The organism is Limnohabitans sp. 2KL-51, assembly GCF_003063645.1.
Taxonomy (GTDB): Bacteria; Pseudomonadota; Gammaproteobacteria; order Burkholderiales; family Burkholderiaceae_C; genus Limnohabitans_A.
Map to the genome: position 1 here is coordinate 238,617 of NZ_NESJ01000003.1, position 22,757 is coordinate 261,373.

A 22,757-nucleotide genomic window follows, 5' to 3' on the forward strand; every position below is an offset into this window, starting at 1 on the left:
TCTTTTTGGCTTCAGTCGATCTGCAAATTCAGCATGGCCAGCGCAAACAGTGCCACCACCGTCAGGTAAGCCGCCGACCAGGCCATGGTGCGCCATTTGGGTTTGTTGGTCACGTAGAAAAACACATAGGCCACCCTGGCCGCAATGAAGAACATGGCCAGTGCATCCACTGTGGCCGGATCGACCCCGGTCAGCAAGGCCAAAATGATGCCCACAGCAAAAAACGGGAACGCCTCAAAGCAATTGGCTTGTGCGGCATTGGCCCGCGCCCGAAAACCGGTTTGACTGGCCAGCCAAGCGCGGGGGTCGCTGTTGTCATAGCCCTTGAAGCCCGACTTGGCGATGCCCGCACAAACCACCGGCATGATGCCCGCCACCAATACAGCGCCGTAAGAAATCAACATTGAGCTCTCCTTGATCAGCGGCCCAGACTGGAAAGGTCCCGCATCAACCCAAAAAAAAGCCACTGAATTCATCAGTGGCTCGGCACTGGCCCGGCAAACGCCGGGCGCACCGGGTTCAACCGCCCTTGGTGGAGCGCTTGCCGGGGTTCTTCTTGCTGCGAGTTGAGACACCGCGCTCCAGGCTCACGCGTTGGCCACGGCCGCCGGTGCGCAAGGTCACGCCAGGCAATGCGGGCAGTGGGGGGGTGAATTTACGATCTGCTTCGGTGACGATTTTGTTGCCCATCTGTGGCTCCGGATAAAAAATGCAAAACGATATTAAGCCACAAGAAAGGCCCTGATTCAGACAGCGGCCCTGCTAGGCGGAAGGATTTCTGGGGCCAGGACCACCCCAAACCCCCGCGCCTCAACATTTTTACGGGCCAGCGCCGCACCGGCAGCGGCATTTTTGGCAGCCAGATCAATCCCGGCGCAGCGCCACGGCAAAGCCTTTTTGCACCGCAGGCCGCGCCATCAAGGCCTGGTACCAGAGCTGAACGTGTGGAAACTGCTGCAAATCCACTTGGTGGCGCGGGTGGCGCCAGACCCAGCCCAGGATGGCAAAGTCTGCAATCGACAGCTCACCGGCAAAAAATTCCTTGGCGGCCAATCTGCGGTCCATCACGCCATACAGGCGCAAAGTCTCGGCCATGAAACGCTCAAAACCGTAACGCTTGTCGGCCTCGTTGCTCAGGCCGGCGTAATGGTGCACCTGACCCGGCGCGGGGCCAAAACCACCCATCTGAAACATCAGCCATTCCAGCGCGGCCACCCGACCAGCGCCCTGAGCAGGTAAGAATTTTCCGGTTTTTTCGGCCAAATAAATCAGGATCGCGCCAGACTCAAACACCGTCTGCGTCTGGCCATCGGGCCCTTCGGTGTCCACCAAAGCCGGGATCTTGTTGTTCGGGCTGATCTTCAAAAATGCCGGATCGAATTGCTCTTTTTGGGTGATATCCACCACTTGCACGGCAAAGGGCAAACCCATCTCTTCCAGGGCCACGGTGATTTTGCGGGCATTGGGGGTGTCAAAAGCAAAAAGCGTCAAAGCCATGTTGCGTATCTCCAGTGTTGTACAAGCGCAGTTTATGCAAAACCGCGCCTGCCGCAGGACCATTCGGCGACCACTGCGCGACTGCTCAGTCGCAAGCGCGCACTTAAGATCTGCAATTTGACTCTGAAGGCCCCTTTCATGAACCGCGTTTTGGCCCACACTGGCGCCCGTTACCCCATCTTGCAAGCTCCTATGGGCTGGATCGCCCGCAGCCCTTTGGCCATGGCGGTCTCCCGGGCGGGCGGGCTGGGCATCATCGAGACATCTTCGGGCGAGACCGAAAACTGCCAGCACGAAATCGCCGCCATGCTGGCCTCGGGCCTGCCTTTTGGGGTGAATTTGCCCATCCGCTTTTTGAAAGACGATGCCATGCTGCGCTACGTCTGCGAGTCGGGCATCCGGTTTGTCACCACCTCGGCGGGCAGCCCGGCCAAATTTGTCGCGCCCTTGAAGGCGGCGGGCATCGCGGTCTACCACGCCGTGCCCACACTGGAAGCCGCCCTCAAATGCGCTGATGCCGGGGTCGATGGCCTGGTGGTGGAGGGCTCCGAAGGCGGGGGCTTCAAGAACCCGGAAGAAGTCAGCACCCTGGTGCTGCTGCAGGCCATCCGCGAAAAAACCGATCTGCCATTGATCGCTGCAGGCGGCATCGTGGACGGACGGGGCATGGCAGCGGCATTTGCATTGGGCGCAGAAGCCATCCAGATGGGCACCCGCTTTGTGGCCTGTGCCGAAAGCCCGGTGCACAGTCACTTCAAACAAGCCATTGTGGACGCACCCACCACCGGCACCTACATGCTCAACACCAAGTCCTCGCCTTGCATCCGCGCACTCAAAGCGCCGTTCACCCAAAGCCTGCACGAATCCGGCCTGATGGGCCCCGACGCCTTCCAAGGCATCCAGGATGTTTATTTCGGGGGCAACATGAACGCCGCCCCAGCCCTGGCGGGCCAATCGGCAGGCTTGGTGCACGAGGTCTTGACGGCCGAGCAGATCATCGCGCACACCGTGGCCGAATTCCACAGCATCAGCGCCCGGATGGGGCAATGGGCCCAAGCCAAGACTTTCGGATAATGCAACAGCCCCACTTGTCCCCGAAGTGAAGCCACAACGCCCTCATTTGCACAAAAATCACCCCATGAACACATTTTTGATCCCCCGCGCAGCTGCCCTGTCCCTGGTGTTGCTGGCCTGCACGCCCACTTGGGCCCAAAACACCGTCACCGCAGCTGCCGCGCAAGAGCCTGGCGCGCAACTCACGGCCTCAGGCATGGTCTACCGCTCCCTCAAAGACGGCACCGGTGCCAGCCCCAAAGCCTCAGACACCGTCAAAGTTCATTACCGGGGTACCTTGCCCGACGGCAAAGAGTTCGACAGCTCCTACAAACGCAACGAGGCCATCGAGTTCCCCCTGAGCCGCGTCATCCCCTGCTGGACCGAAGGCGTGCAGCTGATGAAGGTCGGCGGCAAAGCCAAGCTGACCTGCCCGCCTGCTACCGCCTATGGCGATCGCGGCGCGGGTAATGTGATCCCGCCCAAAGCGACCCTGTTGTTCGAGGTCGAGTTGCTGGCCATCAATGGCAAGTAATCGGCAACTCATCAGCAAGTGAACGATTTTTCAAGCCCCCAGCCACGGAACACCCCATGAAGCGCCAATCAGCCCGCATGGATGCGGTGGACAGCCCCATCATCCCCACGATCGCCAAGCTGGTGCGCGACAACCCCGGCACCATTTCACTGGGCCAAGGCGTTGTGAACTACGGCCCCCCGGCGCAAGCCGTGGCCGAGCTCCCAGCGCTCATGGCAGATGGTCAGCTGAACAAATACCAGGCCGTGGGTGGTATCGCCCCCCTGGTGGACCGCTTTCGGCAAAAACTGACCGACGAGAACCATGTCCATTGCGGCACCGAGTCGATCGTCATGGTCACGGCGGGCAGCAACATGGCGTTTCTCAACAGCGTGCTGGCCGTGGCCGACCCGGGCGACGAATTCATCTTGCCCATGCCGTTTTACTTCAACCAGGAAATGGCCATCCGCATGTGTGGCTGCGTGCCTGTACCCGTGCCCACACACCGCGACTGGAGCCTGGATGTCGAGGCCCTGGCCGCCGCCATCACCCCCCGTACCCGCGCCATCGTCACCGTCTCGCCCAACAACCCCACTGGCGCGGTGTACAGCGAAGAAAGCCTGCGCGCCGTCAATGCCTTGTGCGCCCGCTCAGGGCTTTACCACTTCAGCGACGAAGCCTACGAATACTTCACCTACGACGGTGCCCGGCACTTTTCTCCCGCGTCCATTCCCGGGGCCCAAGGCCACACCCTGTCGTTTTATTCCATGTCCAAAAACTTCGGCATGGCCAGTTGGCGCGTGGGCTATGTGGTGTTCCCGGCCGACCTGTTTGGGGCCATGAACAAGGTGCAAGACACCAACCTGATCTGCGCCCCGGTGGCCTCGCAATTGCTGGCGCTGCAAGCCCTGCAGCTGGGCCGCGACTGGGTACAACCCAAAGTGGCCGCCTTGGCCCAAGTTCGAGCACAAGTCAACCAGGCGCTGCAAGGCCTGGGGGATTTGGTCGAATTTCCAAATACCCAGGGCGCTTTTTATGTGCTGATGAAGTTGCCTGGCGTGGCCAACCCCATGGCCTTCAACCGCGCCATGACCGAAAAATTTCGCGTGGCCACACTTCCCGGCTTTGCTTTCGGCCTGAGCGACACGGCCAGCGCCAACTACCAACGCCTGTCTTATGGCGCGCTCGATGCAGCCACTGTGGCCGAAGGTGTTGCCCGTTATGTGGCAGCGGTCAAGGACTGGTACAAGGCCTGAGCCGCACGGTCTGCACCCGTCCGAATCTCCCCACTTTTTCATCCCTCACCAGAAACACCTATGACCACACCCACCCTCGAAAGCTTCACCGCCCAATCCCTGGATGAAGGCTTTGACGAAATCATCGTGCGCGAGTGGGACGCCAACCTGAAGCTCGACACCCACACCCACCCTTTTGATGTGAGCGCATATGTAGCGCGTGGTGAATATTGGTTAACCTTGGGCGCCGAGGTCAAACACCTCCAGGCGGGTGATTTTTTCCGCCTGGCCCGCGATGTCCCGCACGCTGAACTGTACGGCTCCGAAGGCGCCACCGTGTGGGTGGCCCGGGCCAACTGAAGCACGGTAAAGACCAGAACTTGGCTGGTCCAAGGTGATGCCCACTCTGTAGACCCATCCAGGACATACACAAGGCACATTGGCCAGCGTCAGTCCCCGCTCAGCCTTCGATGATTTTCACCGTTGCACCGAAGGAGCCCGAGCTTTGCAATCCTTGGGTGTCCACTGCAAGATGCCAATGGCCCAAAGTGGGGATTTGAAGTCGCACAGCGGTTTGCCGCACCACACCACCTGTGTAGATGTGTTTGACACCCTTTTTGTAATTGGCAAAATTGAGATCGTCCATGAGCCGAACATTCGACGGGTTCGTCAGGGTCACCTCGACAATTTCGCCAATTTGCCTGAAGCCTAAGTCTTTGTAAATGAATTGCATCTTTGCCGATCGGTGAATGGGCTTGATCCAAACTGACCGCGCCACACAACAAGCGCGACCCTTGCGGGCAGACGGGAAAAAGCAAGATATGGAAGAACAGCTTTCAAAATTGTCCATTAAATTTTAATTTTTTATTATTTATTTCAAATATTTTATTTTCTCAGGAACGGAATATCAAGAAGTAGCTGGTCGGGCTTCTTGTTGGATCGACCCTGGTTCACCATTTTTATGAGAGCTTTTGCGATGCGTTTTTTGGGTACCGCAAGGTCACCATCAAACCACCCAAATCAGCGGATTTTCCCACTTGCACATCAATGCGCTGCAATACCGCAATGTGCCTCACGATGGACCAGCCCAAGCCGCTGCCCGTGGCCAACGTACCCAGCACGCGGAAAAAGCGCTCGCCCAATTGGGCCAAGTCGTCGGCTGACAAGCCGGGGCCGCTGTCTTGCACGGTGACTTCCGTTTGGCCGCTTTCCAAGCGCTGCGCTTGAATGCGCACCGTTGCGCCTTCGGGGCTGTAGCGCAAGGCATTGTCAACAAGGTTACGCAGCAAGATAAGCCACAACGTGCTTTGGCCCTTGATCTGCAAGGGCTCGGGCGCCAACAGCTCAAGGGTTTGGCCGCGTCGCAGGGCTTCGGGCGTGAGATTGGCCAAGATGTGTTGTGCCAACTGGTCTAGGCGAAACGGCTCAGAAGCCACGTCTTGCGGGCCCTCCACACGGGCCAAGGTCAGCAGCTGTTCGACCAAGCGCGAAGCGCGGTCACAACCCATCAAGGTGCCTTGCAGCGCTTGCCGGCGCACCTCCTCATTGGTGGCCTCGCTCAACGCCACTTGGGCTTGGGCGCGGATGGCGGCAATGGGTGTGCGCAGCTCATGCGCAGCATCGGCGGTGAAGCGGCGCTCGGTTTCCATGCGCAGGGCCAGACGTTGTAGCAAGTCGTTGAGTGCGTTCAAAAGAGGCTGCACTTCTTGTGGGGTCTCGGGCAAGCTGACAGGCTCTAGCGTTTGGGTGTCGCGCTGTAACAGCACTTGGCGCAATCGCTGCAACGGCTGTAGACCCGAGCGCACGTTCCACCACAACCCGATCAGCAACAGCGGCAGCGCAAGTGTGAGCGGCGGCAAAAAGCCGCGCAGCACCGCCCACAAAATCTCGTCGCGACTGTCCTCCCGCTCGGCCACATAAATTTGTACATCTTTGCTTCGGCCCGGCGCAGCAAAGATGCGCCACGATTTGCCGTCGGCCAAAGTGAGTGTCTCGAACCCTTGCGTGTGATTCGCCATGGGCGTGTGCGCCACGTTGGGCGAGTGCATGACCAAGCGGCCTTCGTCAAACACTTGGTAGGCCACGCGATTGGCGTACTTGTGCAAGGTAGGCGCGTCGAACAAAGGCTCGTCATCGTCAGGCGTGGCGTTTTGTTGCACCACCAGCAAGGCGGCCGATTGGGCCAAGTGAGCATCCAAAAGCTCATCTACTTCATGCTGGGCCTCGTAGCCCACGAAAGCAGCGGTGCCCATCCACACCACCAACACCGCGCCCAAGGTGCGGGTGAGCAAACGTTGCTGCAAAGAAAATTTGGGTGGCATGACTTTCAACTCGTCCTTCAAGGCATGACGATGTAACCCACACCGCGCACGGTATCGATCAGGCCCGCACCCATTTTTCGGCGCAAGTGGTGAATGTGAACTTCGATGGTGTTGCTCTCCACCTCGTGGCCCCAGCGGTACAGGTGTTGCTCTAGCTGTTCGCGTGACAAAACACGCCCTGCGTTAAGCAACAAAGCTTTCAGCAAATCGAACTCGCGGGTGGACAGGCTGATGACTTCGCCATCGCGGCTGACTTGGCGTGCGCTAGGGTCCATCACCACATCGCGCAGTTGCAATGTGGTTTGTGTTTTGCCGTGAGCGCGACGCACCAAGGCATGCAAACGGGCGGCGAGCTCGTCCAAGTCCACGGGCTTCACCACATAGTCGTCAGCGCCGAGGTTGAGCCCTTCGATGCGCTGGGCTACGGCATCACGCGCGGTCAGCACCAATACCGGGGTGTTGATGCCACGCGCACGCACCGCCTTTAATGAAGCCAAGCCGTCTTGGCGCGGCAGACCAATGTCAAGCACAGCGGCTTGGTGCTGGGCACTTAGCAGTTCACGCTCGGCGGCGACGCCGTCGCGCACCCAGTCCACCTGAAAACCGCGCTGATCTAAGCCCGCACGCAAGCCGCTGCCCAGCAGCTCGTCATCCTCGGCCAGAAGTATTCGCATAGCCACGCCACATTGGTCGCAGAGCTTGTGGACCGCGCCACACGCGCAGCATCACCACCAACCCCACATGGATGCACACCACAGCCATGGCCACGTTTCCCAATCCCTCGTGCAGCTCTTGCAGGGCATCGTTCAACCAACCATCGCCTAAAAGTTGATTGTAAGTAGCCCACCCGCTGGCAATGGCCACCGTGCAAAATACATAGATGCACAGAACCGCAGCGCTCAGCACCCAGCTGCTGGCCCCTACCCAAAAGTTGCGGCTTAGCCATTCGCCCTGCTTGAATTTGTTGAGCCACACGCGCCACATGGCGACGCGACGCAACAACAAACCCCAGCGTGCAGACGCAGGCCCCGCCCACCCCCACACCAACCTAAATGCCAGCACTGCTGCCAAGCAGTAGCCGCTGTACACATGCACCAAGCGCCAGTACTCCGACTCGGATGTGACATAAGAAATGAGGAATGCCAAGGCCATGCTGGCGTGGGCCATGCGTGTACCCAAATCGACCACGGTCTTGCGCTTCTTGGGCATGGGCGATGACAAGTCTATGTGAATGGGGCTCAAAACGCTGTTGATCATTTAGGAATCCTCACACGGTCGTCTTCAAAATTGCCTTGCGCAGCATCGCCGTGGCACGCCGCGCAGTTGGCGGAGCTTTTGATGGAAGCACGTTTGAACGTGGCAGCGCTTACCTCACGGTGCTTGCGCTCAAACCATGCCGCACGTGTGATGCGATCTTGTGGTGGATCTTCTCGCGCACGCTTGCCCTGACCGCCATAGGTTTGCAACCAGGTGTCGATTTGCTTTTGCGTGGCCGCATCGAGCGAGGCGTCGCTGCCGTAATGTTTTTCGAGGCCACTCATCACGCGCTGCCAGGATGCTTTGGACAACAAGTTGGGCGGAAAAGCCAAGTGGCAGCCTCCGCACTCTTGGGTGTACACCGCGGGTGGTGTGGGGCCTTTGTAACTGTCGGCCCAAACGGGTGCAGCTGCCAGCAAGCTGGCGGCTAGCACGCTGCGCATGAGGTGTATGAAACGTGTATGCATATCAGGTCCTCTCAACGCAATGAAATCAACCAAGCCAACACATCGGCTTTTTCAGCGGCGGTGCATTCACGCACCAGCACATCTTTGCAATTGCGGCGAAACCACTTTTCGGCCTTGGCGCTGTCGGTAAAGCGCTTCGCGTTGGCCGCCGGCGCAAGCGGCTCAATGGCTTTGTCGGTGCTGGCATGACGCCCACCCAGCATTAGCGACTTGCCGTGGCAGCTGGTGCACTGCCACTCTTGGCCATGGCTGGCTTTGAAGAACGCTTCACCCTTGGAAGCATTGGCAGGATGCCCCGCTTGCGCGGTATAGCCCGCCAGCAAATCGGCAGGCGTGGCGGCCATCGCTTGAAACGATGCAAAGAGCAGGAGCATGAATAACTTTTGCAGCATGGTTGTGTGCCTTTCAAAACCAATGCTAGTCAGCGCGTCTTAGGGTTTTCTTAAGACATGAGTGACGAGCCTTGGAAGTGTCTTAAGGCTTTCTTAATGTGAGGAGCGCAGACTTTCACCATCCTTTATGGATGGAGTTCGCATGACACACCCCCGCCTTCAACCCAAACTTCTTGCACTGCTCATGGCCGTTGCAGGCCTCTTGTCTGCCTGTGGGGGCGGGGGAGGCAGCAGCAGCAATACCACCACGCCCACGGCAGCCACGCTCAACTCGGGCACCATCAGCGGACTGGGCTCCATCGTCGTGAACGGTGTGCGCTACGAAACTGTGGGCTCACAGGTTCTAGATTCAGACGATGGCAACACGGCCATCACCACCCCACTGCGCATTGGCATGACGGTGAGCGTTGAACAAAGCGGCACCGACGCATTGACCCTGCGTCCAATTGCAGGAAAAATTTTGGTGCAAAGCGGCATCAAAGGCGTGGCGAACTACACAGGCTCAACCCTGACCGTGGCCGGCATGCCCGTCATCACTGACAAATCCACCATCTTACTGAACACCACTGGAGCTGTGACCAGCTTGGCTGCCCTGAACAACCAAGCTGTGGAGGTTTATGGTTTGCCACAAGCCGATGGTTCTTTTTTAGCCACCTTGGTTGAAGCTGAAACGGGCTTGGTCAATGTGCAAGTCGTGGGCACCGTGCAAAGCATGGACTCCACCGCAAAGACCTTGGTGCTGGGCACAACAACCGCGCCCATCACGGTGAACTACGCCAGCATCACCCCACCCAGCGGCTTAGCGACAGGGGCCGTGATTGCTGTGAGGGCGTCTACCAACTCCACGGCCAGCACATATGCAGCCAGCAGCCTGCAAATTCGCAGCGGCACGGCCAGCACCTACGCCAGCTATGCCAGCAACTACAGCGGCACCACTCGCGTGAACAACGAACGCAATGAGTTGTACGGCGCAGTGTCAGACAAAACCTTGATTTCAAGCGGCGGCAACGTCACGGGTTGCACCTTAAAGATTCAAGGCATTCAAGTTCAGGCAACCAGCCCTGCCCTGTGCGCCAGCGTTACCAACGGCACCTACGTCGAAGCCAAAGGCACACTGAGCAACGGCGTGCTGGTTGCAACAAAAATCGAATTTGAAGGCAGCCAAAGCAATGGCTATGCAGACGATTGGAACGACAACGACTCGGACGGTTTACATCACCGAAGCTTGTCACCCCTCAGCACGCCGACTGAGATTCAGACCTCACGCAGCTTTGAAATGTATGCCTCACTCAACTGCTCTGCTGTGAATGTGGGCTGCACGCTTACGAACGGTGCCGTCACCTACACAGCTGATATGTCTTCGGCTTATTGGGATGAGCATCAACCCATCATCAGTGGCTATGTCGAAGCCAAGGGCTATTTGACAGGCAACACCTTCAAGGTCAGCAAGATCGAATCCAAAGACCGTCGCTATGGCAACGGCTATGGCGACGATGACTAATTTTTGTCAAACTTCTTATTAACCATGCGAGGTGAATCGCCCGAGGTTTCGTGGAGGCCAGTTGGCTTAATTTGAGACCTCGGCATCTTTCTTCCGGGCAAGTTGTCGGTCATCGTTCGCAGCAGCTTCAGCAGGTGGCATATGCCCAATGGCTCTGAGCATTCGGTGATGGTTGAAACATTCCAACCATTCCAAGGTGGCCAGCACAGTGCCTTCTTGGTTTTACAAGGCTTACGGGGGGGCAATTCGGCCTTGCAAAGCCCATTGATCGTCTCACCCATAGCGCTGTCGCAGTTGCAACCACGCTGCCTCAAGGGCACAACCCTAGTGCGCCGCAAAAACTATGCAAAGTGCAAATAAAAAAACCGTTACTGCGAGCAGTAACGGTTTTTTGTTTGGAGGCGCGACCCAGAGTCGAACTGGGCTCGACGGATTTGCAATCCGTTGCATAACCGCTTTGCTATCGCGCCATGGTCAGTCAAGACTGACTAAAACTGATCAATGATGAATCAATGGTTCAAAATTCAACGGGTATTTAAACTTTGAATGGAGCGGGAAACGAGATTCGAACTCGCGACCTCAACCTTGGCAAGGTTGCGCTCTACCAACTGAGCTATTCCCGCACATTGAGAAATCATATGAAAGATGTTGGTACTTCTTTCGGATATTTGGAGCGGGAAACGAGGCTCGAACTCGCGACCTCAACCTTGGCAAGGTTGCGCTCTACCAACTGAGCTATTCCCGCGTATTTCAGTGAACTTGGCATTGTATGCCTTGTCCGCTGCATTGATCAAATTGTAATTCAATTTCAGGCCGACTTGGAGGCGGGCCTGAAAATTTTGCGTCAATGTTTCACCGCCTCTGCTTTGGCCGTTGCAGGCACCGCAGTCAAGGCGGCTGCCGCCACCTCTTCGTCACTCAAGGGCGTGGGCTTGGCTTCCAAAGCCACCTCCAACACCTGATCGATCCACTTCACGGGCACTATTTCCAGACCGTTTTTGACATTCTCAGGAATGTCCTGCAAGTCCTTGACGTTGTCTTCGGGGATCAACACGGTCTTGATGCCACCGCGCAATGCCGCCAGCAATTTTTCTTTCAGACCACCAATGGCCGTGACTTCGCCGCGCAGCGTGATTTCACCAGTCATGGCCACATCGGCACGCACCGGAATGCCCGTCATGGCCGACACCATGGCCGTGGTCATGGCTGCGCCTGCACTCGGGCCATCCTTGGGCGTGGCGCCATCGGGCACGTGGATGTGGAGGTCTTTCTTCTCAAAGACCTCGTCCTTGATGCCCAAGAAGCGAGAGCGGCTGCGCACCACGGTACGTGCAGCCTCAACAGACTCTTTCATCACATCGCCCAGCGAACCGGTGCGGGTAATCACGCCTTTGCCAGGCATCAGAGCTGCTTCGATGGTCAGCAAATCGCCGCCCACCTCGGTCCATGCCAATCCGACGACCTGGCCCACCTGGTTCTTTTGCTCGGCGCGGCCGTAGGTGTACTTGCGCACCCCCAAAAAGTCGTTCAGGTTGTTCTCGTTCACCACCACCTGGGGCGTCATTTGCTTGAGCAGCAAAGCCTTGACAACTTTGCGGCAGATCTTGCCCAATTCGCGCTCAAGAGAGCGCACACCGGCTTCGCGGGTGTAGTAACGCACCACATCGCGCACGGCCTCTTCGGTCACCTGCAGCTCGGAATCCTTAACGCCGTTGTTGGTCATTTGCTTCGGCAGCAAATACTTCATGGCAATACTGGTTTTTTCGTCTTCGGTGTAACCCGACAAACGGATCACTTCCATCCGGTCCAACAGTGCCGAGGGAATATTCATCGAATTGGAGGTCGCCACGAACATCACATCGCTCAGGTCAAAGTCGACCTCGACGTAATGGTCACCGAAGGTGTGGTTTTGCTCAGGGTCCAGCACTTCCAACAAAGCACTGGACGGGTCACCCCGAAAATCCGTGCCCAGTTTGTCGATCTCGTCGAGCAAGAAAAGCGGGTTCTTGGCACCCACCTTACTCAGGTTTTGCAGCACCTTGCCGGGCAAGGCGCCAATGTAGGTGCGGCGGTGACCGCGAATTTCGGCCTCGTCACGCATACCACCCAGAGCCATGCGCACGTATTTGCGCCCAGTCGCCTTGGCGATGGATTGACCCAGCGAGGTCTTGCCCACGCCGGGTGGTCCCACCAGGCACAAGATAGGTGCTTTGACCTTGTCCACGCGCTGCTGCACCGCGAGGTATTCCAGGATCCGGTCTTTGACCTTGTCCAGGCCGAAGTGGTCCTGGTTGAGCACCTCTTCCGCGTTGGCCAGGTCGTGCTTTAGCTTGGTCTTTTTGCCCCACGGCAGACCAACGAGCACGTCCAGGTAGTTGCGCACCACGGATGCTTCGGCCGACATGGGTGACATGAGCTTGAGTTTTTTCAGCTCACCATCGGCCTTTTTGCGGGCCTCGGCCGACATCTTGGCGGCCTTGATCTTCTTTTCGATTTCCTCAATGTCCGCGCCCTCTTCTCCGTCACCCAGCTCTTTCTGAATGGCCTTGACTTGCTCGTTCAGGTAGAAGTCGCGCTGGTTTTTTTCCATCTGGCGTTTGACACGGCCACGGATGCGCTTGTCCACATTCAGAATGTCAACCTCATGCTCTAACTGGGCAAACAGATTTTCCAAACGTGATTTGATGTTGGCCAAGTCAAGCACCTGCTGCTTGTTTTCCAACTTGAGCGGTAAGTGAGCTGCGATCGTGTCGGCCAGGCGACCGGGGTCGTCGATGCTGGAAATCGAGGTCAGGATTTCTGGTGGAATTTTCTTATTGAGTTTGACGTACTGGTCAAATTGCTGCATCACGGCGCGGCGCAAGGCCTCGATCTCGCTGCTGTCATCGGACTGCTCGGAAACCGGGTCCACCGGAATGACTGCGGCCACGAAATGAGCTTCGCCGTCCACGATGGACTTGACCAAGGCGCGTTGCTGACCTTCGACCAGCACCTTCACGGTCCCGTCGGGCAGTTTGAGCATCTGCAAGATGGTAGAGACACAGCCCACGTCGAACATGTCTTCAACACCCGGCTCGTCCTTGGCGGCCGTCTTTTGGGCCACCAACATGATGCGGCGCTCAGCGGCCATGGCCGACTCCAGCGCCTTGATGCTTTTTGGGCGGCCCACAAACAGCGGAATCACCATGTGAGGGAACACCACCACGTCGCGCAGCGGCAACATGGGCAATTCAATCAGAGTGGGCGGCAAAGGTGTGTGTCCAGACATGGTGTGTCCCTCGGGTCAATTCAAAGCACATGGATGCAGTACCTTCGATTTCAACCCATTGCTGAAAAAGGGTATTCATGGCGGTACGGCCTCTGTGGGTCAGGCCTGCTTGGCCGACTCGCGGTAGACCAGGAGCGGCGGCTTGTTGTCGTCGATGACCGACTCGTCCACCACCACTTTTTCAACGTTCGCCTGGTTGGGCAATTCAAACATCGTGTCTATCAGGGCTTGCTCCATGATGGATCGCAGACCTCGGGCACCGGTCTTGCGGGCCAGCGCCTTACGGGCCATGGCCTTGAGGGCGTTGGGGCGCACCTCCAGCTCGACGCCTTCCATGGCCAGCAATTTGGTGAACTGTTTGACCACCGCATTTTTCGGCTCGGTCAAAATTTGCACCAATGCATCTTCGCTGAGCTCTGCCAAAGTGGCCACCACCGGCAAGCGGCCCACCAGTTCGGGGATCAAGCCGAACTTGATCAGGTCTTCCGGCTCAACTTCGTTGAAGACGTCGGTGAGGGAGCGTTGCTTTTTGCTCTTGACGGTCGCGCCAAAGCCGATGCCGCCGGATTCGGTGCGGTTTTCGATGACTTTTTCCAGGCCCGCGAACGCACCGCCGCAAATGAACAGGATGTTGGTCGTGTCGATCTGCAAAAAATCTTGGTTGGGGTGCTTGCGCCCGCCTTGCGGGGGCACGCTGGCCATGGTGCCTTCGACCAATTTCAGCAAGGCTTGCTGCACGCCCTCGCCCGACACGTCACGGGTAATCGATGGGTTGTCTGACTTACGGGTTATCTTGTCGATCTCGTCGATGTAGACGATGCCGCGCTGGGCACGCTCGACGTCGTAATTGCAGGTCTGCAGCAATTTGGCGACGATGTTCTCAACGTCCTCACCCACATAACCGGCTTCGGTCAAAGTGGTGGCGTCGGCCATGACAAAGGGCACGTCCAGCATGCGGGCCATGGTTTGGGCCAGCAAGGTCTTGCCCGAGCCTGTGGGGCCGATCAGCAAGATGTTGCTCTTGGCCAACTCAACATCGTCTTTCTTGGCACCCTCTTTATGTTTCAGTCGCTTGTAGTGGTTGTACACCGCCACCGCCAGGCTGCGTTTGGCTTTCTCCTGACCAATCACGTAGTTGTCAAGGTTGGTCTTGATGTCCAAAGGAGTGGGCAAGCCCTCTTTGGCGCCCTCACCCGCAGTGGTGGTGGAGGCCAACTCATCGCGCACGATGTCGTTGCACAAATCAATGCATTCGTCGCAAATGAATACCGACGGCCCTGCGATCAGCTTTTTGACCTCGTGCTGGCTTTTGCCGCAAAAGGAGCAGAACAGGTTTTTTTCAGTGCTTGAGCCTTTTTTATCGGCCATAAATGTCGCCTCGGAATCCGAAATTCGTCAATGATAACGAAAGAAAAACGGCGTTCACCTTTAGAGGTCAACGCCGTCAGCCAGAGCGCCGGAAAAGCCGGTCACCCTCAAGCGCGTTTGGAGATGACTTCGTCGATCAAACCGTAGTCTTTGGACTCGGTGGCAGACAGATAATAGTCACGTTCAGTGTCGAACTCAATTTTTTCCAGCGGCTGACCGGTGTTCTCGGACAGGATGCGGTTCAACTGAGCTCGGGTTTTGACGATCTCGCGGGCAGCAATTTCGATTTCGGTGGCTTGACCCCGTGCACCGCCCAAGGGCTGGTGAATCATGATCTTGGAGTTGGGCAGCGAAAAGCGCTTGCCCTTGGCCCCTGAAGACAACAAAAACGCGCCCATGCTGGCGGCCATGCCGTTACAAAGCGTGGACACATCGGGCTTGATGAAGTTCATGGTGTCGTAAATCGCCATGCCCGCACTCACCGAGCCGCCGGGAGAGTTGATGTACAACGAAATGTCCTTTTCAGGGTTTTCGCTCTCCAAAAACAGCAACTGGGCCACGATCACGTTGGCCATGTGGTCGTTGACTTCGCCCACCAAAAAGATCACGCGCTCCTTGAGCAAACGCGAGTAGATGTCGTAAGCGCGTTCACCGCGGCCCGACTGCTCGATGACCATGGGGACCATGCCCAAGCTTGTGATGTCCAATGTGCTCATCATTTCTCCAAAATATGAATGGGACTTTAACCTGAGTGATCAAGTCCCCAATGAGATGGGGCTTGTCAGCCGAACCACAAGCTCGGCACAAGCCCCATTGTTCGAGGGAATCAAAACCGATCAGGCCTGCTGACCCATCAGTTCTTCAAACGAGATGGCTTTTTCAACCACTTTGGCCTGGCCCAACACAAATTCGGACACATTGCTCTCGATCACCACGGCCTCGACTTCGGCCATGCGCTGGTTGTCGCTGTTGTACCAACGCACCACGTCGTCTGGACGCTCATAGCTGGAGGCCAACTCCTGAATGTGGGCCTGGATCTGTTCGGGCTTGGCGTGCAGGGTGTTGCCACGCACGACTTCGGCCACCACCAGGCCCAAACGCACGCGCTGCTCGGCTTGGGGACGGAAGATGTCGTCAGGGATGGGGGCCTTGTCGGCGTCCTTGATGCCGCGTTGCTTCAGGTCGGCACGGGCGCCATCTTTCAGGCGCTCTATCTCGTTTTGCACGATGGACTGGGGCAGATCCAGCTCGGCCTTGGCCACCAAAGCCTCCATGGCGGCTTGTTTGTTGCGGGCCAGCAAGCGGAACTTCACTTCGCGCTCGAGGTTTTTCCGTATGTCCGTGCGCAGGCCGTCCACAGAGGCGTCAGCAATGCCCAAGGACTTGGCCAAGGCTTCGTTGACTTCCGGCAAATTGGCGGCTTCAATTTTCTTGACTGTGACCATGAAGTCGGCAGTTTTTCCTGCCACATCTTGGCCGTGGTAGTCGGCGGGGAACGCCATCGGGAAAGTCTTGCTTTCGCCGGACTTCATGCCGCGCACGGCGTCTTCAAATTCCTTGAGCATCTGGCCGTCACCCAGAATGAACTGGAAGTCGTCGGCTTTGCCGCCAGAAAATACTTCGCCGTCAATCTTGCCTTCGAAGTCGATGGTCGCGCGGTCGCCGTCTTGGGCAGCCGTGTCTTGAGAGCGCTGAGCGAAGGTGCGGCGCTGCTTGCGCAAGATATCCACGGTTTTGTCGATGGCAGCATCAGACACTTCGGCGGTCAATTTTTCGACTTCGGAGTCAGCCAAGTTGCCGAGCTTGACTTCGGGGTACACCTCGAAGATGGCTTCAAAGTGAAGCTCCCCCTCAGGCGCGCCTTCTTTTTCGGAAATGCGGGGTTGACCGGCGACGCGCACTTGTGCTTCATTGGCGGCCACCGAGAAGGCCTCACCCACTTTGTCATTCATCACTTCGTACTGAACCGAGTAACCATAGCGCTGGGCGACCACGTTCATGGGCACTTTGCCGGGACGAAAACCGTCCATCTTGACCGTGCGGGCCATTTTCTTAAGGCGTGCGTCCACTTCGGACTGAATGGCCGTCACGGGCACAGTCAGGGTGATCTTGCGTTCCAGCTTCTCAAGGGTTTCAACAGTCACAGTCATCGTCGTTCTCGGTTAATTGAATGTCTCTCAGGCCGCCGGGTTGCCCCTTTGTCCACAAGTCGGTTGGTGCGCGGGGCGGGACTCGAACCCGCACAGTGTTGCCACCGTCAGGACCTAAACCTGGTGCGTCTACCAATTTCGCCACCCGCGCAGTCCAAACAAAAAGGGCGACAGGTCCGTATCACGGCCCGAAAGCCCATCGACGCACCTGACCGCCCGGTTGAAATCGGTCAACTTTCTATTTTAGCCGCTTCAGTGGATCAGATTCAGGCACTGGCTTGATTTGGGCGCTCAATTCTGAACCAAGCCGCGTACATGGCCGGCAGCGCCAGCAGAGTCAAAGCCGTAGCCACGATCAGGCCACCCATGATGGCAACGGCCATTGGCCCCCAAAACACGCTGCGCGACAGCGGGATCATGGCCAGCACAGCGGCCGCGGCTGTGAGCACGATGGGGCGCAAACGGCGCACAGCCGACTCGACAATGGCCATCCACGGCTCCACCCCCGCAGCACGGTCTTGCTCGATCTGGTCGATCAAAATCACCGAGTTGCGCTGGATCATGCCCATGAGCGCGATCACCCCCAACAAGGCCACAAAGCCAAACGGGCGGTCCAAGGCCAGCAAAGATGCGGCCACACCTGCCATACCCAAAGGGCCTGTCAAGAACACCAACAACGAGCGGCTGAAGCTTTGCAATTGCAACATCAGCAAAGTGAAGGTGATGAACAGCATGATGGGCACACCCGCTGCAATGGAGGCCGAGCCTTTGGAGCTTTGCTCCACGGCGCCCGCCACTTGGATACGGTAATCCAGCTCACCTTTGGCCGCCCATTGGGCTTGCAGCTTGTCCAGTTCAGGCTTGATCTGCGCCGAGACCGTAGCGCCTTGCAAGCCTTCGGCGATGTCCGACTGCACCGTGATGGCGTATTGGCGGCCTTCACGCCACATCACACCTGGCTCCCAGCCCAACACAGGCTTGGCAATCTGCAGCAATGGAATCGATTTACCAGAAGCGGTGGGCACATAGGCCTGACCCAAATCCGACAAAGCATCTCGCTCGTTCAGAGGTTGGCGCAACACGATGTCAATCAGCTTGTCCCCCTCACGGAACTGGCCCACCGGGGTGCCCGACAGCAAGGTGCGCGAAGCCTGCGCAATGGACTGACTGGTCACGCCCAAGGCACGGGCCTTGGCTTGGTCCACTTCCAGGCGCACGGTTTTTACCGACTCGTTCCAGTTGTCGTTCACGCCGCGGGTGTTGTTGTTCAATCGCATGGCGGCTTTGACCTCTTCGGCCTTTTGGCGCAAAACCGAAGGTTCGGTGCCCACCACCCGAAACTGCACCGGGTAAGGCACGGGTGGCCCGTTGGGCAGCAGCTTCACGCGTCCACGCACCTCCGGGAACTCTTGCGCCAACAAAGCGGGCAGTTTGATACGCAAGGCTTCTCGCACCTGCAAATCTTTGGGCAAAACAATCAATTGAGACACGTTGCTTTGCGGGAAAACCTGGTCCATGGGCAGGTAAAAACGGGGCACGCCCGAGCCCACCCAGGTGGTCACTGAGCTCACGCCCTGTTCTTGGGCCAAGCGTTTTTCGACCCGCTTGGCCACTTCTTCACTCGCACCAAAAGGCGCGCCTTCAGGCAGCCACAAGTCCACCAGAATTTCTGGGCGACTGGAGTCAGGGAAGAACTGCTGCTGAACCTTGCCCATGCCCACGATGCCCAGCACAAACAAAGCGATGGTGATTCCGATGGTCTTCCAGCGGTGCGTGACGCACCAGGTCACCCAAGCGCGAAACTGTCGGTAAAAAGGCGTATTGAACATTTCGGCGCTGTCGTGGCTGTGCTCAGCCACGGCATGCGCTGGGGGTTTGAGCAGCCATGCGCCCAAGTAAGGCACAAAATACACCGACGCCACCCAACTGACGATCAAGGCGATCACGGTCACCGCAAAGATGGCAAAGGTGTATTCACCCGTCACCGACTTGGCCAAGCCAATGGGTAAAAAACCTGCGGCGGTGATCAAGGTGCCCGTCAACATCGGCATGGCTGTGAGCTCGTAGGCGAAAGTGGCCGAGCGCAACTTGTCGTAGCCCTCTTCCATTTTGCGCACCATCATCTCGACCGCGATGATGGCGTCGTCCACCAGCAAACCCAGCGCTATGATCAGCGAGCCCAGAGAAATTTTGTGCAGCCCGATGCCAAAGTAATTCATGGCCAAAAAGGTCACCGCCAGCACCAGCGGAATGGTGATGCCCACCACCAAACCGGGACGCACATCCAGCGTCCAGCGTCGCCACAAGGGGTTTTCACCCGGGCGTTTGTGCAAACCCAGCGCCAAAAAGCTCACGGCCAGCACAATGACCACGGCCTCGATCAAGACCTTGATGAACTCATTAACCGAGTTGGACACGGCCGAAGGCTGGTCTTGCACCTGTTTGAGCGTAATGCCCGCCGGCAACTGGGCCTCGAACTGCTGCGTGCTGGTTTTCAAGGCCTTGCCCAAGGCGATGATGTCCCCGCCCTTGGTCATGCTGACACCCAGCGCAACGACTTGCTCACCGTCGTGTCGCACTTTGACGATGGGTGGATCCACATAGCCCCGGCTGACTTCGGCAAAGTCCCCCAATCGCAACTGCGTGCCCGAGCCGCCACGAATCGGCATGGCCCGCAAATCGTCCAGATTTTGAAACTGCCCGCCCACACGCACCTGCACCACGTCTTGGGGCGATTGCAAGGTGCCCGCCGACTCGACCGCGTTTTGCTGGCTCAGTTGCGCCAAGACCGAAGCCAAGTCCAAGCCCATTTGCGAGATCTTTTTTTGCGAAACGTCGACGAATACCTTTTCGTCTTGCACGCCAAACAACTCGACCTTGGCCACATCGGGCACCCTCAAAAGGGTTTGTCGCATGCGGTCGGCTTGGACTTTGACCTCGGCCAAACTGAAGCCATCGCTGCTGAGGGCGTAAATCACGCCATACACATCGCCAAATTCGTCGTTGAAAAACGGACCCACCACACCCGGCGGCAAAGTGCCACGCATGTCGCCAATCTTTTTGCGCACAGCGTACCAAACCTGCGGCACCTCGTTGGGTTTAGAGAAATCCTTGAGCTCCAAAATGATTTGCGACTCACCCGGCTTGGAGTAACTGCGGATCTTGTCCGAATAAGGGACTTCCTGCAGGGTGCGTTCGAGCTTGTCAGTGACCTGCTCGGCCACCTGCTGAGCCGTGGCCCCAGGCCAATAGGTGCGCACCACCATGGCCCGAAAGGTGAACGGTGGGTCTTCGTCCTGCCCCAACTGAAAGTAGGAAGCCATGCCCAGCACCATCAGCGCCACCATCAGGTAGCGCGTCAAGGCCGGGTGCTCCAAGGCCCAGCGCGAGAGGTTGAACTTTGTATCGTTGCTTGCCATGGCCAATCACCGTCCCGAAGGGGTAGGTGCTGCAGCCTTGGCAGCGGGGTCCAGGTAAACCGTGACTTTTTGCCCCGGGGTCAGCACATGCACCCCCGCAGACACCACTTTTTGGCCCGCTTGCAAGCCGCCACTGATCACCACTTGGTTGCCATCCACCGTGGCCACTTGCACCGGTTTCAAGTCCACGGTCATGTTGGCCTCATCCAACACCCACACCGCGCTGCCCGCGCCCTCTTGGCGCAATGCACTGGTCGGCAGTTTGATCACCTCAGCTTGGCCAGCGCTAAAGGGGGCAGCATGGACGTTCACCGTGGCCCCCAAGGGCAAATTGGCCGAGGCCTCCAAAGCCAATTTGACGGCATAAGTGCGCGTTACCGGATCGGCGCTGGCGGCCAATTCCCGAATTTTCCCTTTCAAAGGCTGACCCGTGCTGAGCAATGTGGCCGTCATGCTTTGGCCGATTTTCAAGCCCAAGGCCAGTTGCTCAGACACGGCAAACACAGCGTCTCGCGGGCCATCATGGGCCAGGCGCACGATGGGTTGACCCGCTGAGACCACCTGCCCCACTTCGGCTTCGATGGCGGTGATCACGCCGGCATGGCTGGCGGTCAAACGCGCATAACCAGCCTGGTTGCCTTGCGCCTGCGCTTGAGCTTTGGCCTGGTTCAAAGCCGCCTCGGACGACTTCAGAACGGCTTCGCGCCGCTCCAGCTCGGCGCCGCTGATGAAGTTTTGTGCGGTCAGGGCCTCAAAGCGCTTGAAGTCTGCTGCGGCCAAATCCCGCTGGCTTTGCGCAGCGCTCACCTGAGCTTGGGCTGCCTGCGCGGCCAATTGGTAGTCTTGCGCGTCAATCAAGGCCAACAACTGCCCAGCGGCCACCCGTTGCCCCACCTCAACAGGCCGCTGCACCAGTTTGCCGCCCACCCGAAAGCCCAGCCGAGACTCCACCCGCGCCCGCACGTCGGCGGAAAACTCACCGCCCACAGCCAGATCGGTGGCGGACACCGTGAGCAACTTGACAGAGCGTAAAGGCACTGGTGGCACTTCGGATTTGGAGCAGGCCAACAAAGTGGTCAAACAGGCAGCGAAGGCGCACAAATGGAAAACTCGCCTGGCGGCGAGTGTCATGGAAGAAGACATGGGATTTCCAATAAATAATAATGACTGACTGGTTAGTAATCTATTCAAAGCAGTTCTACCTGTCAAGCGACAATAGCGATTGACCATGTTCAAACACCCCCTATTGATGCGGCCACAACGCACCGGACTGAACGCCGAGCAACGAAACCTTCTGCGGCAGGTTTCGCGCTCTTTTGACCTGTCCATTCGCCTGTTGCCCCCAGCCCTGCAAGCCCCGGTGGCCATTGGCTACTTGTTGGCACGCGCCACCGACACCGTGGCCGACACCACGGCCCTGCCCTTGGCCGAACGGCAAGATTTGCTGACGCTGATGAGCCAAGCGATCGATGCAAACCAAGCGTGTACCACCCGCACAGCAGAACTGAGCCGCCTCACCCAAGCTTTTGCCGCGCAGCAAACCGACCCGCACGAACGCGCCCTGATGCAAGCCCTGCCGCAATGCCTGCCGCTTTTGCACACCCTGACAAAAGCCGACCAAACCAGCGTGCGCCAAGTCCTGCGCCACATCACCCATGGCCAACAGCTGGACATGACCCGCTTTGGCTCCGGCCTGCAGGCTTTGCAAACAGAAGCCGAACTGGCCCACTACACCTGGCTGGTGGCCGGTTGCGTGGGCGAATTTTGGACCGAGCTCTGCGGCCGCCACATGCCCGGTTACAGCCTGCTGCCCCAGGCCGAGATGATGCGCATTGGGCGGGAATACGGCATGGGATTGCAGCGCCTGAACATTCTTCGCGACGCCGGCGCCGATTTGGCTGCCGGGCGCTGCTACTGGCCTGTCGAAACCCTGGCCCAGGCGGGTCTGACCCCGGCCATGCTGGAGCAAGCGGCCCAAACCCCAAATACAGACACCCTGCACGCCCTGGCCCCGCTCTACACCCAGTGGCTGGAGCACACCCAGGCCCAACTGGCCGACGGCATGCGCTACGCCCTGGCGCTCAAGCCGCTTCGGCTGCGTCTGGCCAGCGCTCTGCCTGCCTTGATTGGTGCGCGCACCGTGGCGCTGCTGCGCCAGGCCGGGCCTGCGGCTTTGAATCAGCGCGTCAAAATGCCGCGCCACGAAGTGCGCGCCCTGCTGTGGCGCATCGCCTTGGGCCTGGGGTCTGCGGCCGTTTTGCAAAAAGAATTTCGCAAATTGTCCGGCGAGCCCCTGCCGTGATCTGGCGCTTTGA

The 22,757-nt window shown here is 58.2% G+C and carries 21 protein-coding genes, 4 tRNA genes and 1 pseudogene; 6 read left to right on the forward strand and 20 right to left on the reverse strand.

Annotation, left to right across the window (positions count from 1 at the left end; genetic code table 11):
- Positions 1 to 11: 11 nt before the first annotated feature.
- The 3 genes from B9Z49_RS04245 to B9Z49_RS04250 all read right to left on the reverse strand — a co-directional run bounded on the left by B9Z49_RS04245 (position 12) and on the right by B9Z49_RS04250 (position 1,497).
- Complete coding sequence (locus B9Z49_RS04245) at positions 12 to 404, reverse strand: MAPEG family protein (RefSeq protein ID WP_108352274.1); 393 nt, start codon at positions 402 to 404, stop codon at positions 12 to 14.
- 115 nt (positions 405 to 519) lie between these two features.
- Positions 520 to 690 (reverse strand): hypothetical protein, encoded by a 171-nt coding sequence (locus B9Z49_RS22005; RefSeq protein ID WP_019428100.1) that lies wholly within the window; start codon positions 688 to 690, stop codon positions 520 to 522.
- Positions 691 to 864: 174 nt separating this feature from the next.
- Positions 865 to 1,497: a glutathione S-transferase family protein gene (locus B9Z49_RS04250; RefSeq protein WP_108352178.1), complete on the reverse strand. Its 633-nt coding sequence runs from the start codon at positions 1,495 to 1,497 to the stop codon at positions 865 to 867.
- A gap of 138 nt (positions 1,498 to 1,635) precedes the next feature.
- On the opposite strand from B9Z49_RS04250, the gene B9Z49_RS04255 reads away from it, so the two are divergent.
- The 4 genes from B9Z49_RS04255 to B9Z49_RS04270 all read left to right on the forward strand — a co-directional run bounded on the left by B9Z49_RS04255 (position 1,636) and on the right by B9Z49_RS04270 (position 4,659).
- A complete protein-coding gene (locus B9Z49_RS04255; RefSeq protein WP_108352179.1) occupies positions 1,636 to 2,571 on the forward strand; it encodes a nitronate monooxygenase family protein in 936 nt (311 codons plus the stop codon).
- Between the two features lie 64 nt (positions 2,572 to 2,635).
- On the forward strand, positions 2,636 to 3,085 hold the full coding sequence (locus tag B9Z49_RS04260) for an FKBP-type peptidyl-prolyl cis-trans isomerase (protein ID WP_108352180.1): 450 nt from the start codon (positions 2,636 to 2,638) through the stop codon (positions 3,083 to 3,085).
- Positions 3,086 to 3,141: 56 nt separating this feature from the next.
- Positions 3,142 to 4,320 (forward strand): pyridoxal phosphate-dependent aminotransferase, encoded by a 1,179-nt coding sequence (locus B9Z49_RS04265; protein ID WP_108352181.1) that lies wholly within the window; start codon positions 3,142 to 3,144, stop codon positions 4,318 to 4,320.
- 60 nt (positions 4,321 to 4,380) lie between these two features.
- Positions 4,381 to 4,659, forward strand: coding sequence for a cupin domain-containing protein (locus B9Z49_RS04270; protein WP_108352182.1), 279 nt, complete (start codon positions 4,381 to 4,383; stop codon positions 4,657 to 4,659).
- 100 nt (positions 4,660 to 4,759) lie between these two features.
- Here the strand turns inward: B9Z49_RS04270 and B9Z49_RS04275 are convergent, their stop codons facing one another.
- From B9Z49_RS04275 to B9Z49_RS04300, 6 genes are all read right to left on the reverse strand, one after another.
- On the reverse strand, positions 4,760 to 5,032 hold the full coding sequence (locus B9Z49_RS04275; RefSeq protein ID WP_108352183.1) for a DUF1883 domain-containing protein: 273 nt from the start codon (positions 5,030 to 5,032) through the stop codon (positions 4,760 to 4,762).
- A 226-nt stretch (positions 5,033 to 5,258) separates the two neighbouring features.
- Positions 5,259 to 6,620, reverse strand: a complete 1,362-nt coding sequence (locus tag B9Z49_RS04280) for an ATP-binding protein (protein WP_108352184.1) — start codon at positions 6,618 to 6,620, stop codon at positions 5,259 to 5,261.
- Positions 6,621 to 6,637: 17 nt separating this feature from the next.
- Positions 6,638 to 7,294, reverse strand: coding sequence for a winged helix-turn-helix domain-containing protein (locus B9Z49_RS04285; RefSeq protein ID WP_108352185.1), 657 nt, complete (start codon positions 7,292 to 7,294; stop codon positions 6,638 to 6,640).
- On the reverse strand, positions 7,269 to 7,877 hold the full coding sequence (locus tag B9Z49_RS04290) for a cytochrome b/b6 domain-containing protein (RefSeq protein ID WP_108352186.1): 609 nt from the start codon (positions 7,875 to 7,877) through the stop codon (positions 7,269 to 7,271). The genes B9Z49_RS04285 and B9Z49_RS04290 overlap by 26 nt, the downstream gene beginning before the upstream one ends.
- Positions 7,874 to 8,344 (reverse strand): diheme cytochrome c, encoded by a 471-nt coding sequence (locus tag B9Z49_RS04295; RefSeq protein WP_108352187.1) that lies wholly within the window; start codon positions 8,342 to 8,344, stop codon positions 7,874 to 7,876. The genes B9Z49_RS04290 and B9Z49_RS04295 overlap by 4 nt, the downstream gene beginning before the upstream one ends.
- A gap of 11 nt (positions 8,345 to 8,355) precedes the next feature.
- On the reverse strand, positions 8,356 to 8,736 hold the full coding sequence (locus tag B9Z49_RS04300) for a DUF1924 domain-containing protein (RefSeq protein ID WP_108352188.1): 381 nt from the start codon (positions 8,734 to 8,736) through the stop codon (positions 8,356 to 8,358).
- Positions 8,737 to 8,878: 142 nt separating this feature from the next.
- On the opposite strand from B9Z49_RS04300, the gene B9Z49_RS04305 reads away from it, so the two are divergent.
- On the forward strand, positions 8,879 to 10,237 hold the full coding sequence (locus tag B9Z49_RS04305) for a DUF5666 domain-containing protein (RefSeq protein WP_108352189.1): 1,359 nt from the start codon (positions 8,879 to 8,881) through the stop codon (positions 10,235 to 10,237).
- Positions 10,238 to 10,303: 66 nt separating this feature from the next.
- Here B9Z49_RS04305 and B9Z49_RS22505 read toward each other — a convergent pair.
- The 11 genes and pseudogenes from B9Z49_RS22505 to B9Z49_RS04360 form a co-directional block, all read right to left on the reverse strand.
- Positions 10,304 to 10,521, reverse strand: a pseudogene (locus tag B9Z49_RS22505) (IS3 family transposase); the annotation flags it as partial.
- 112 nt (positions 10,522 to 10,633) lie between these two features.
- Positions 10,634 to 10,707, reverse strand: a tRNA-Cys gene (locus tag B9Z49_RS04315).
- 77 nt (positions 10,708 to 10,784) lie between these two features.
- Positions 10,785 to 10,860: transfer RNA gene (locus tag B9Z49_RS04320), tRNA-Gly, on the reverse strand.
- Between the two features lie 46 nt (positions 10,861 to 10,906).
- Positions 10,907 to 10,982, reverse strand: a tRNA-Gly gene (locus tag B9Z49_RS04325).
- 99 nt (positions 10,983 to 11,081) lie between these two features.
- Positions 11,082 to 13,505, reverse strand: a complete 2,424-nt coding sequence (gene lon / locus B9Z49_RS04330; protein ID WP_108352191.1) for an endopeptidase La — start codon at positions 13,503 to 13,505, stop codon at positions 11,082 to 11,084.
- A gap of 99 nt (positions 13,506 to 13,604) precedes the next feature.
- Entirely contained in the window at positions 13,605 to 14,873 is a 1,269-nt protein-coding gene (gene clpX / locus B9Z49_RS04335) for an ATP-dependent Clp protease ATP-binding subunit ClpX (protein ID WP_108352192.1), read from the reverse strand.
- 107 nt (positions 14,874 to 14,980) lie between these two features.
- Positions 14,981 to 15,589 (reverse strand): ATP-dependent Clp endopeptidase proteolytic subunit ClpP, encoded by a 609-nt coding sequence (clpP, locus tag B9Z49_RS04340; RefSeq protein ID WP_108352275.1) that lies wholly within the window; start codon positions 15,587 to 15,589, stop codon positions 14,981 to 14,983.
- A gap of 120 nt (positions 15,590 to 15,709) precedes the next feature.
- Positions 15,710 to 17,023, reverse strand: coding sequence for a trigger factor (tig, locus tag B9Z49_RS04345; protein ID WP_108352193.1), 1,314 nt, complete (start codon positions 17,021 to 17,023; stop codon positions 15,710 to 15,712).
- Between the two features lie 64 nt (positions 17,024 to 17,087).
- A tRNA-Leu gene (locus B9Z49_RS04350) sits at positions 17,088 to 17,174 on the reverse strand.
- Positions 17,175 to 17,289: 115 nt separating this feature from the next.
- Entirely contained in the window at positions 17,290 to 20,442 is a 3,153-nt protein-coding gene (locus B9Z49_RS04355; protein ID WP_108352194.1) for an efflux RND transporter permease subunit, read from the reverse strand.
- A 6-nt stretch (positions 20,443 to 20,448) separates the two neighbouring features.
- On the reverse strand, positions 20,449 to 21,585 hold the full coding sequence (locus tag B9Z49_RS04360; protein ID WP_108352195.1) for an efflux RND transporter periplasmic adaptor subunit: 1,137 nt from the start codon (positions 21,583 to 21,585) through the stop codon (positions 20,449 to 20,451).
- 85 nt (positions 21,586 to 21,670) lie between these two features.
- On the opposite strand from B9Z49_RS04360, the gene B9Z49_RS04365 reads away from it, so the two are divergent.
- Complete coding sequence (locus B9Z49_RS04365; RefSeq protein ID WP_233254500.1) at positions 21,671 to 22,744, forward strand: squalene/phytoene synthase family protein; 1,074 nt, start codon at positions 21,671 to 21,673, stop codon at positions 22,742 to 22,744.
- Positions 22,745 to 22,757: the final 13 nt, after the last annotated feature.

Excerpts from the sequence above, each read along its gene's own strand:
- B9Z49_RS04245 (WP_108352274.1), bottom strand. The coding sequence starts at position 404 with ATGTTGATTTCTTACGGCGCTGTATTGGTGGCGGGCATCATGCCGGTG.
- B9Z49_RS22005 (WP_019428100.1), bottom strand. The coding sequence starts at position 690 with ATGGGCAACAAAATCGTCACCGAAGCAGATCGTAAATTCACCCCCCCA.
- B9Z49_RS04250 (WP_108352178.1), bottom strand. The coding sequence starts at position 1,497 with ATGGCTTTGACGCTTTTTGCTTTTGACACCCCCAATGCCCGCAAAATC.
- B9Z49_RS04255 (WP_108352179.1), top strand. The coding sequence starts at position 1,636 with ATGAACCGCGTTTTGGCCCACACTGGCGCCCGTTACCCCATCTTGCAA.
- B9Z49_RS04260 (WP_108352180.1), top strand. The coding sequence starts at position 2,636 with ATGAACACATTTTTGATCCCCCGCGCAGCTGCCCTGTCCCTGGTGTTG.
- B9Z49_RS04265 (WP_108352181.1), top strand. The coding sequence starts at position 3,142 with ATGAAGCGCCAATCAGCCCGCATGGATGCGGTGGACAGCCCCATCATC.
- B9Z49_RS04270 (WP_108352182.1), top strand. The coding sequence starts at position 4,381 with ATGACCACACCCACCCTCGAAAGCTTCACCGCCCAATCCCTGGATGAA.
- B9Z49_RS04275 (WP_108352183.1), bottom strand. The coding sequence starts at position 5,032 with ATGCAATTCATTTACAAAGACTTAGGCTTCAGGCAAATTGGCGAAATT.
- B9Z49_RS04280 (WP_108352184.1), bottom strand. The coding sequence starts at position 6,620 with ATGCCACCCAAATTTTCTTTGCAGCAACGTTTGCTCACCCGCACCTTG.
- B9Z49_RS04285 (WP_108352185.1), bottom strand. The coding sequence starts at position 7,294 with ATGCGAATACTTCTGGCCGAGGATGACGAGCTGCTGGGCAGCGGCTTG.
- B9Z49_RS04290 (WP_108352186.1), bottom strand. The coding sequence starts at position 7,877 with ATGATCAACAGCGTTTTGAGCCCCATTCACATAGACTTGTCATCGCCC.
- B9Z49_RS04295 (WP_108352187.1), bottom strand. The coding sequence starts at position 8,344 with ATGCATACACGTTTCATACACCTCATGCGCAGCGTGCTAGCCGCCAGC.
- B9Z49_RS04300 (WP_108352188.1), bottom strand. The coding sequence starts at position 8,736 with ATGCTGCAAAAGTTATTCATGCTCCTGCTCTTTGCATCGTTTCAAGCG.
- B9Z49_RS04305 (WP_108352189.1), top strand. The coding sequence starts at position 8,879 with ATGACACACCCCCGCCTTCAACCCAAACTTCTTGCACTGCTCATGGCC.
- lon (WP_108352191.1), bottom strand. The coding sequence starts at position 13,505 with ATGTCTGGACACACACCTTTGCCGCCCACTCTGATTGAATTGCCCATG.
- clpX (WP_108352192.1), bottom strand. The coding sequence starts at position 14,873 with ATGGCCGATAAAAAAGGCTCAAGCACTGAAAAAAACCTGTTCTGCTCC.
- clpP (WP_108352275.1), bottom strand. The coding sequence starts at position 15,589 with ATGAGCACATTGGACATCACAAGCTTGGGCATGGTCCCCATGGTCATC.
- tig (WP_108352193.1), bottom strand. The coding sequence starts at position 17,023 with ATGACTGTGACTGTTGAAACCCTTGAGAAGCTGGAACGCAAGATCACC.
- B9Z49_RS04355 (WP_108352194.1), bottom strand. The coding sequence starts at position 20,442 with ATGGCAAGCAACGATACAAAGTTCAACCTCTCGCGCTGGGCCTTGGAG.
- B9Z49_RS04360 (WP_108352195.1), bottom strand. The coding sequence starts at position 21,585 with ATGTCTTCTTCCATGACACTCGCCGCCAGGCGAGTTTTCCATTTGTGC.
- B9Z49_RS04365 (WP_233254500.1), top strand. The coding sequence starts at position 21,671 with ATGTTCAAACACCCCCTATTGATGCGGCCACAACGCACCGGACTGAAC.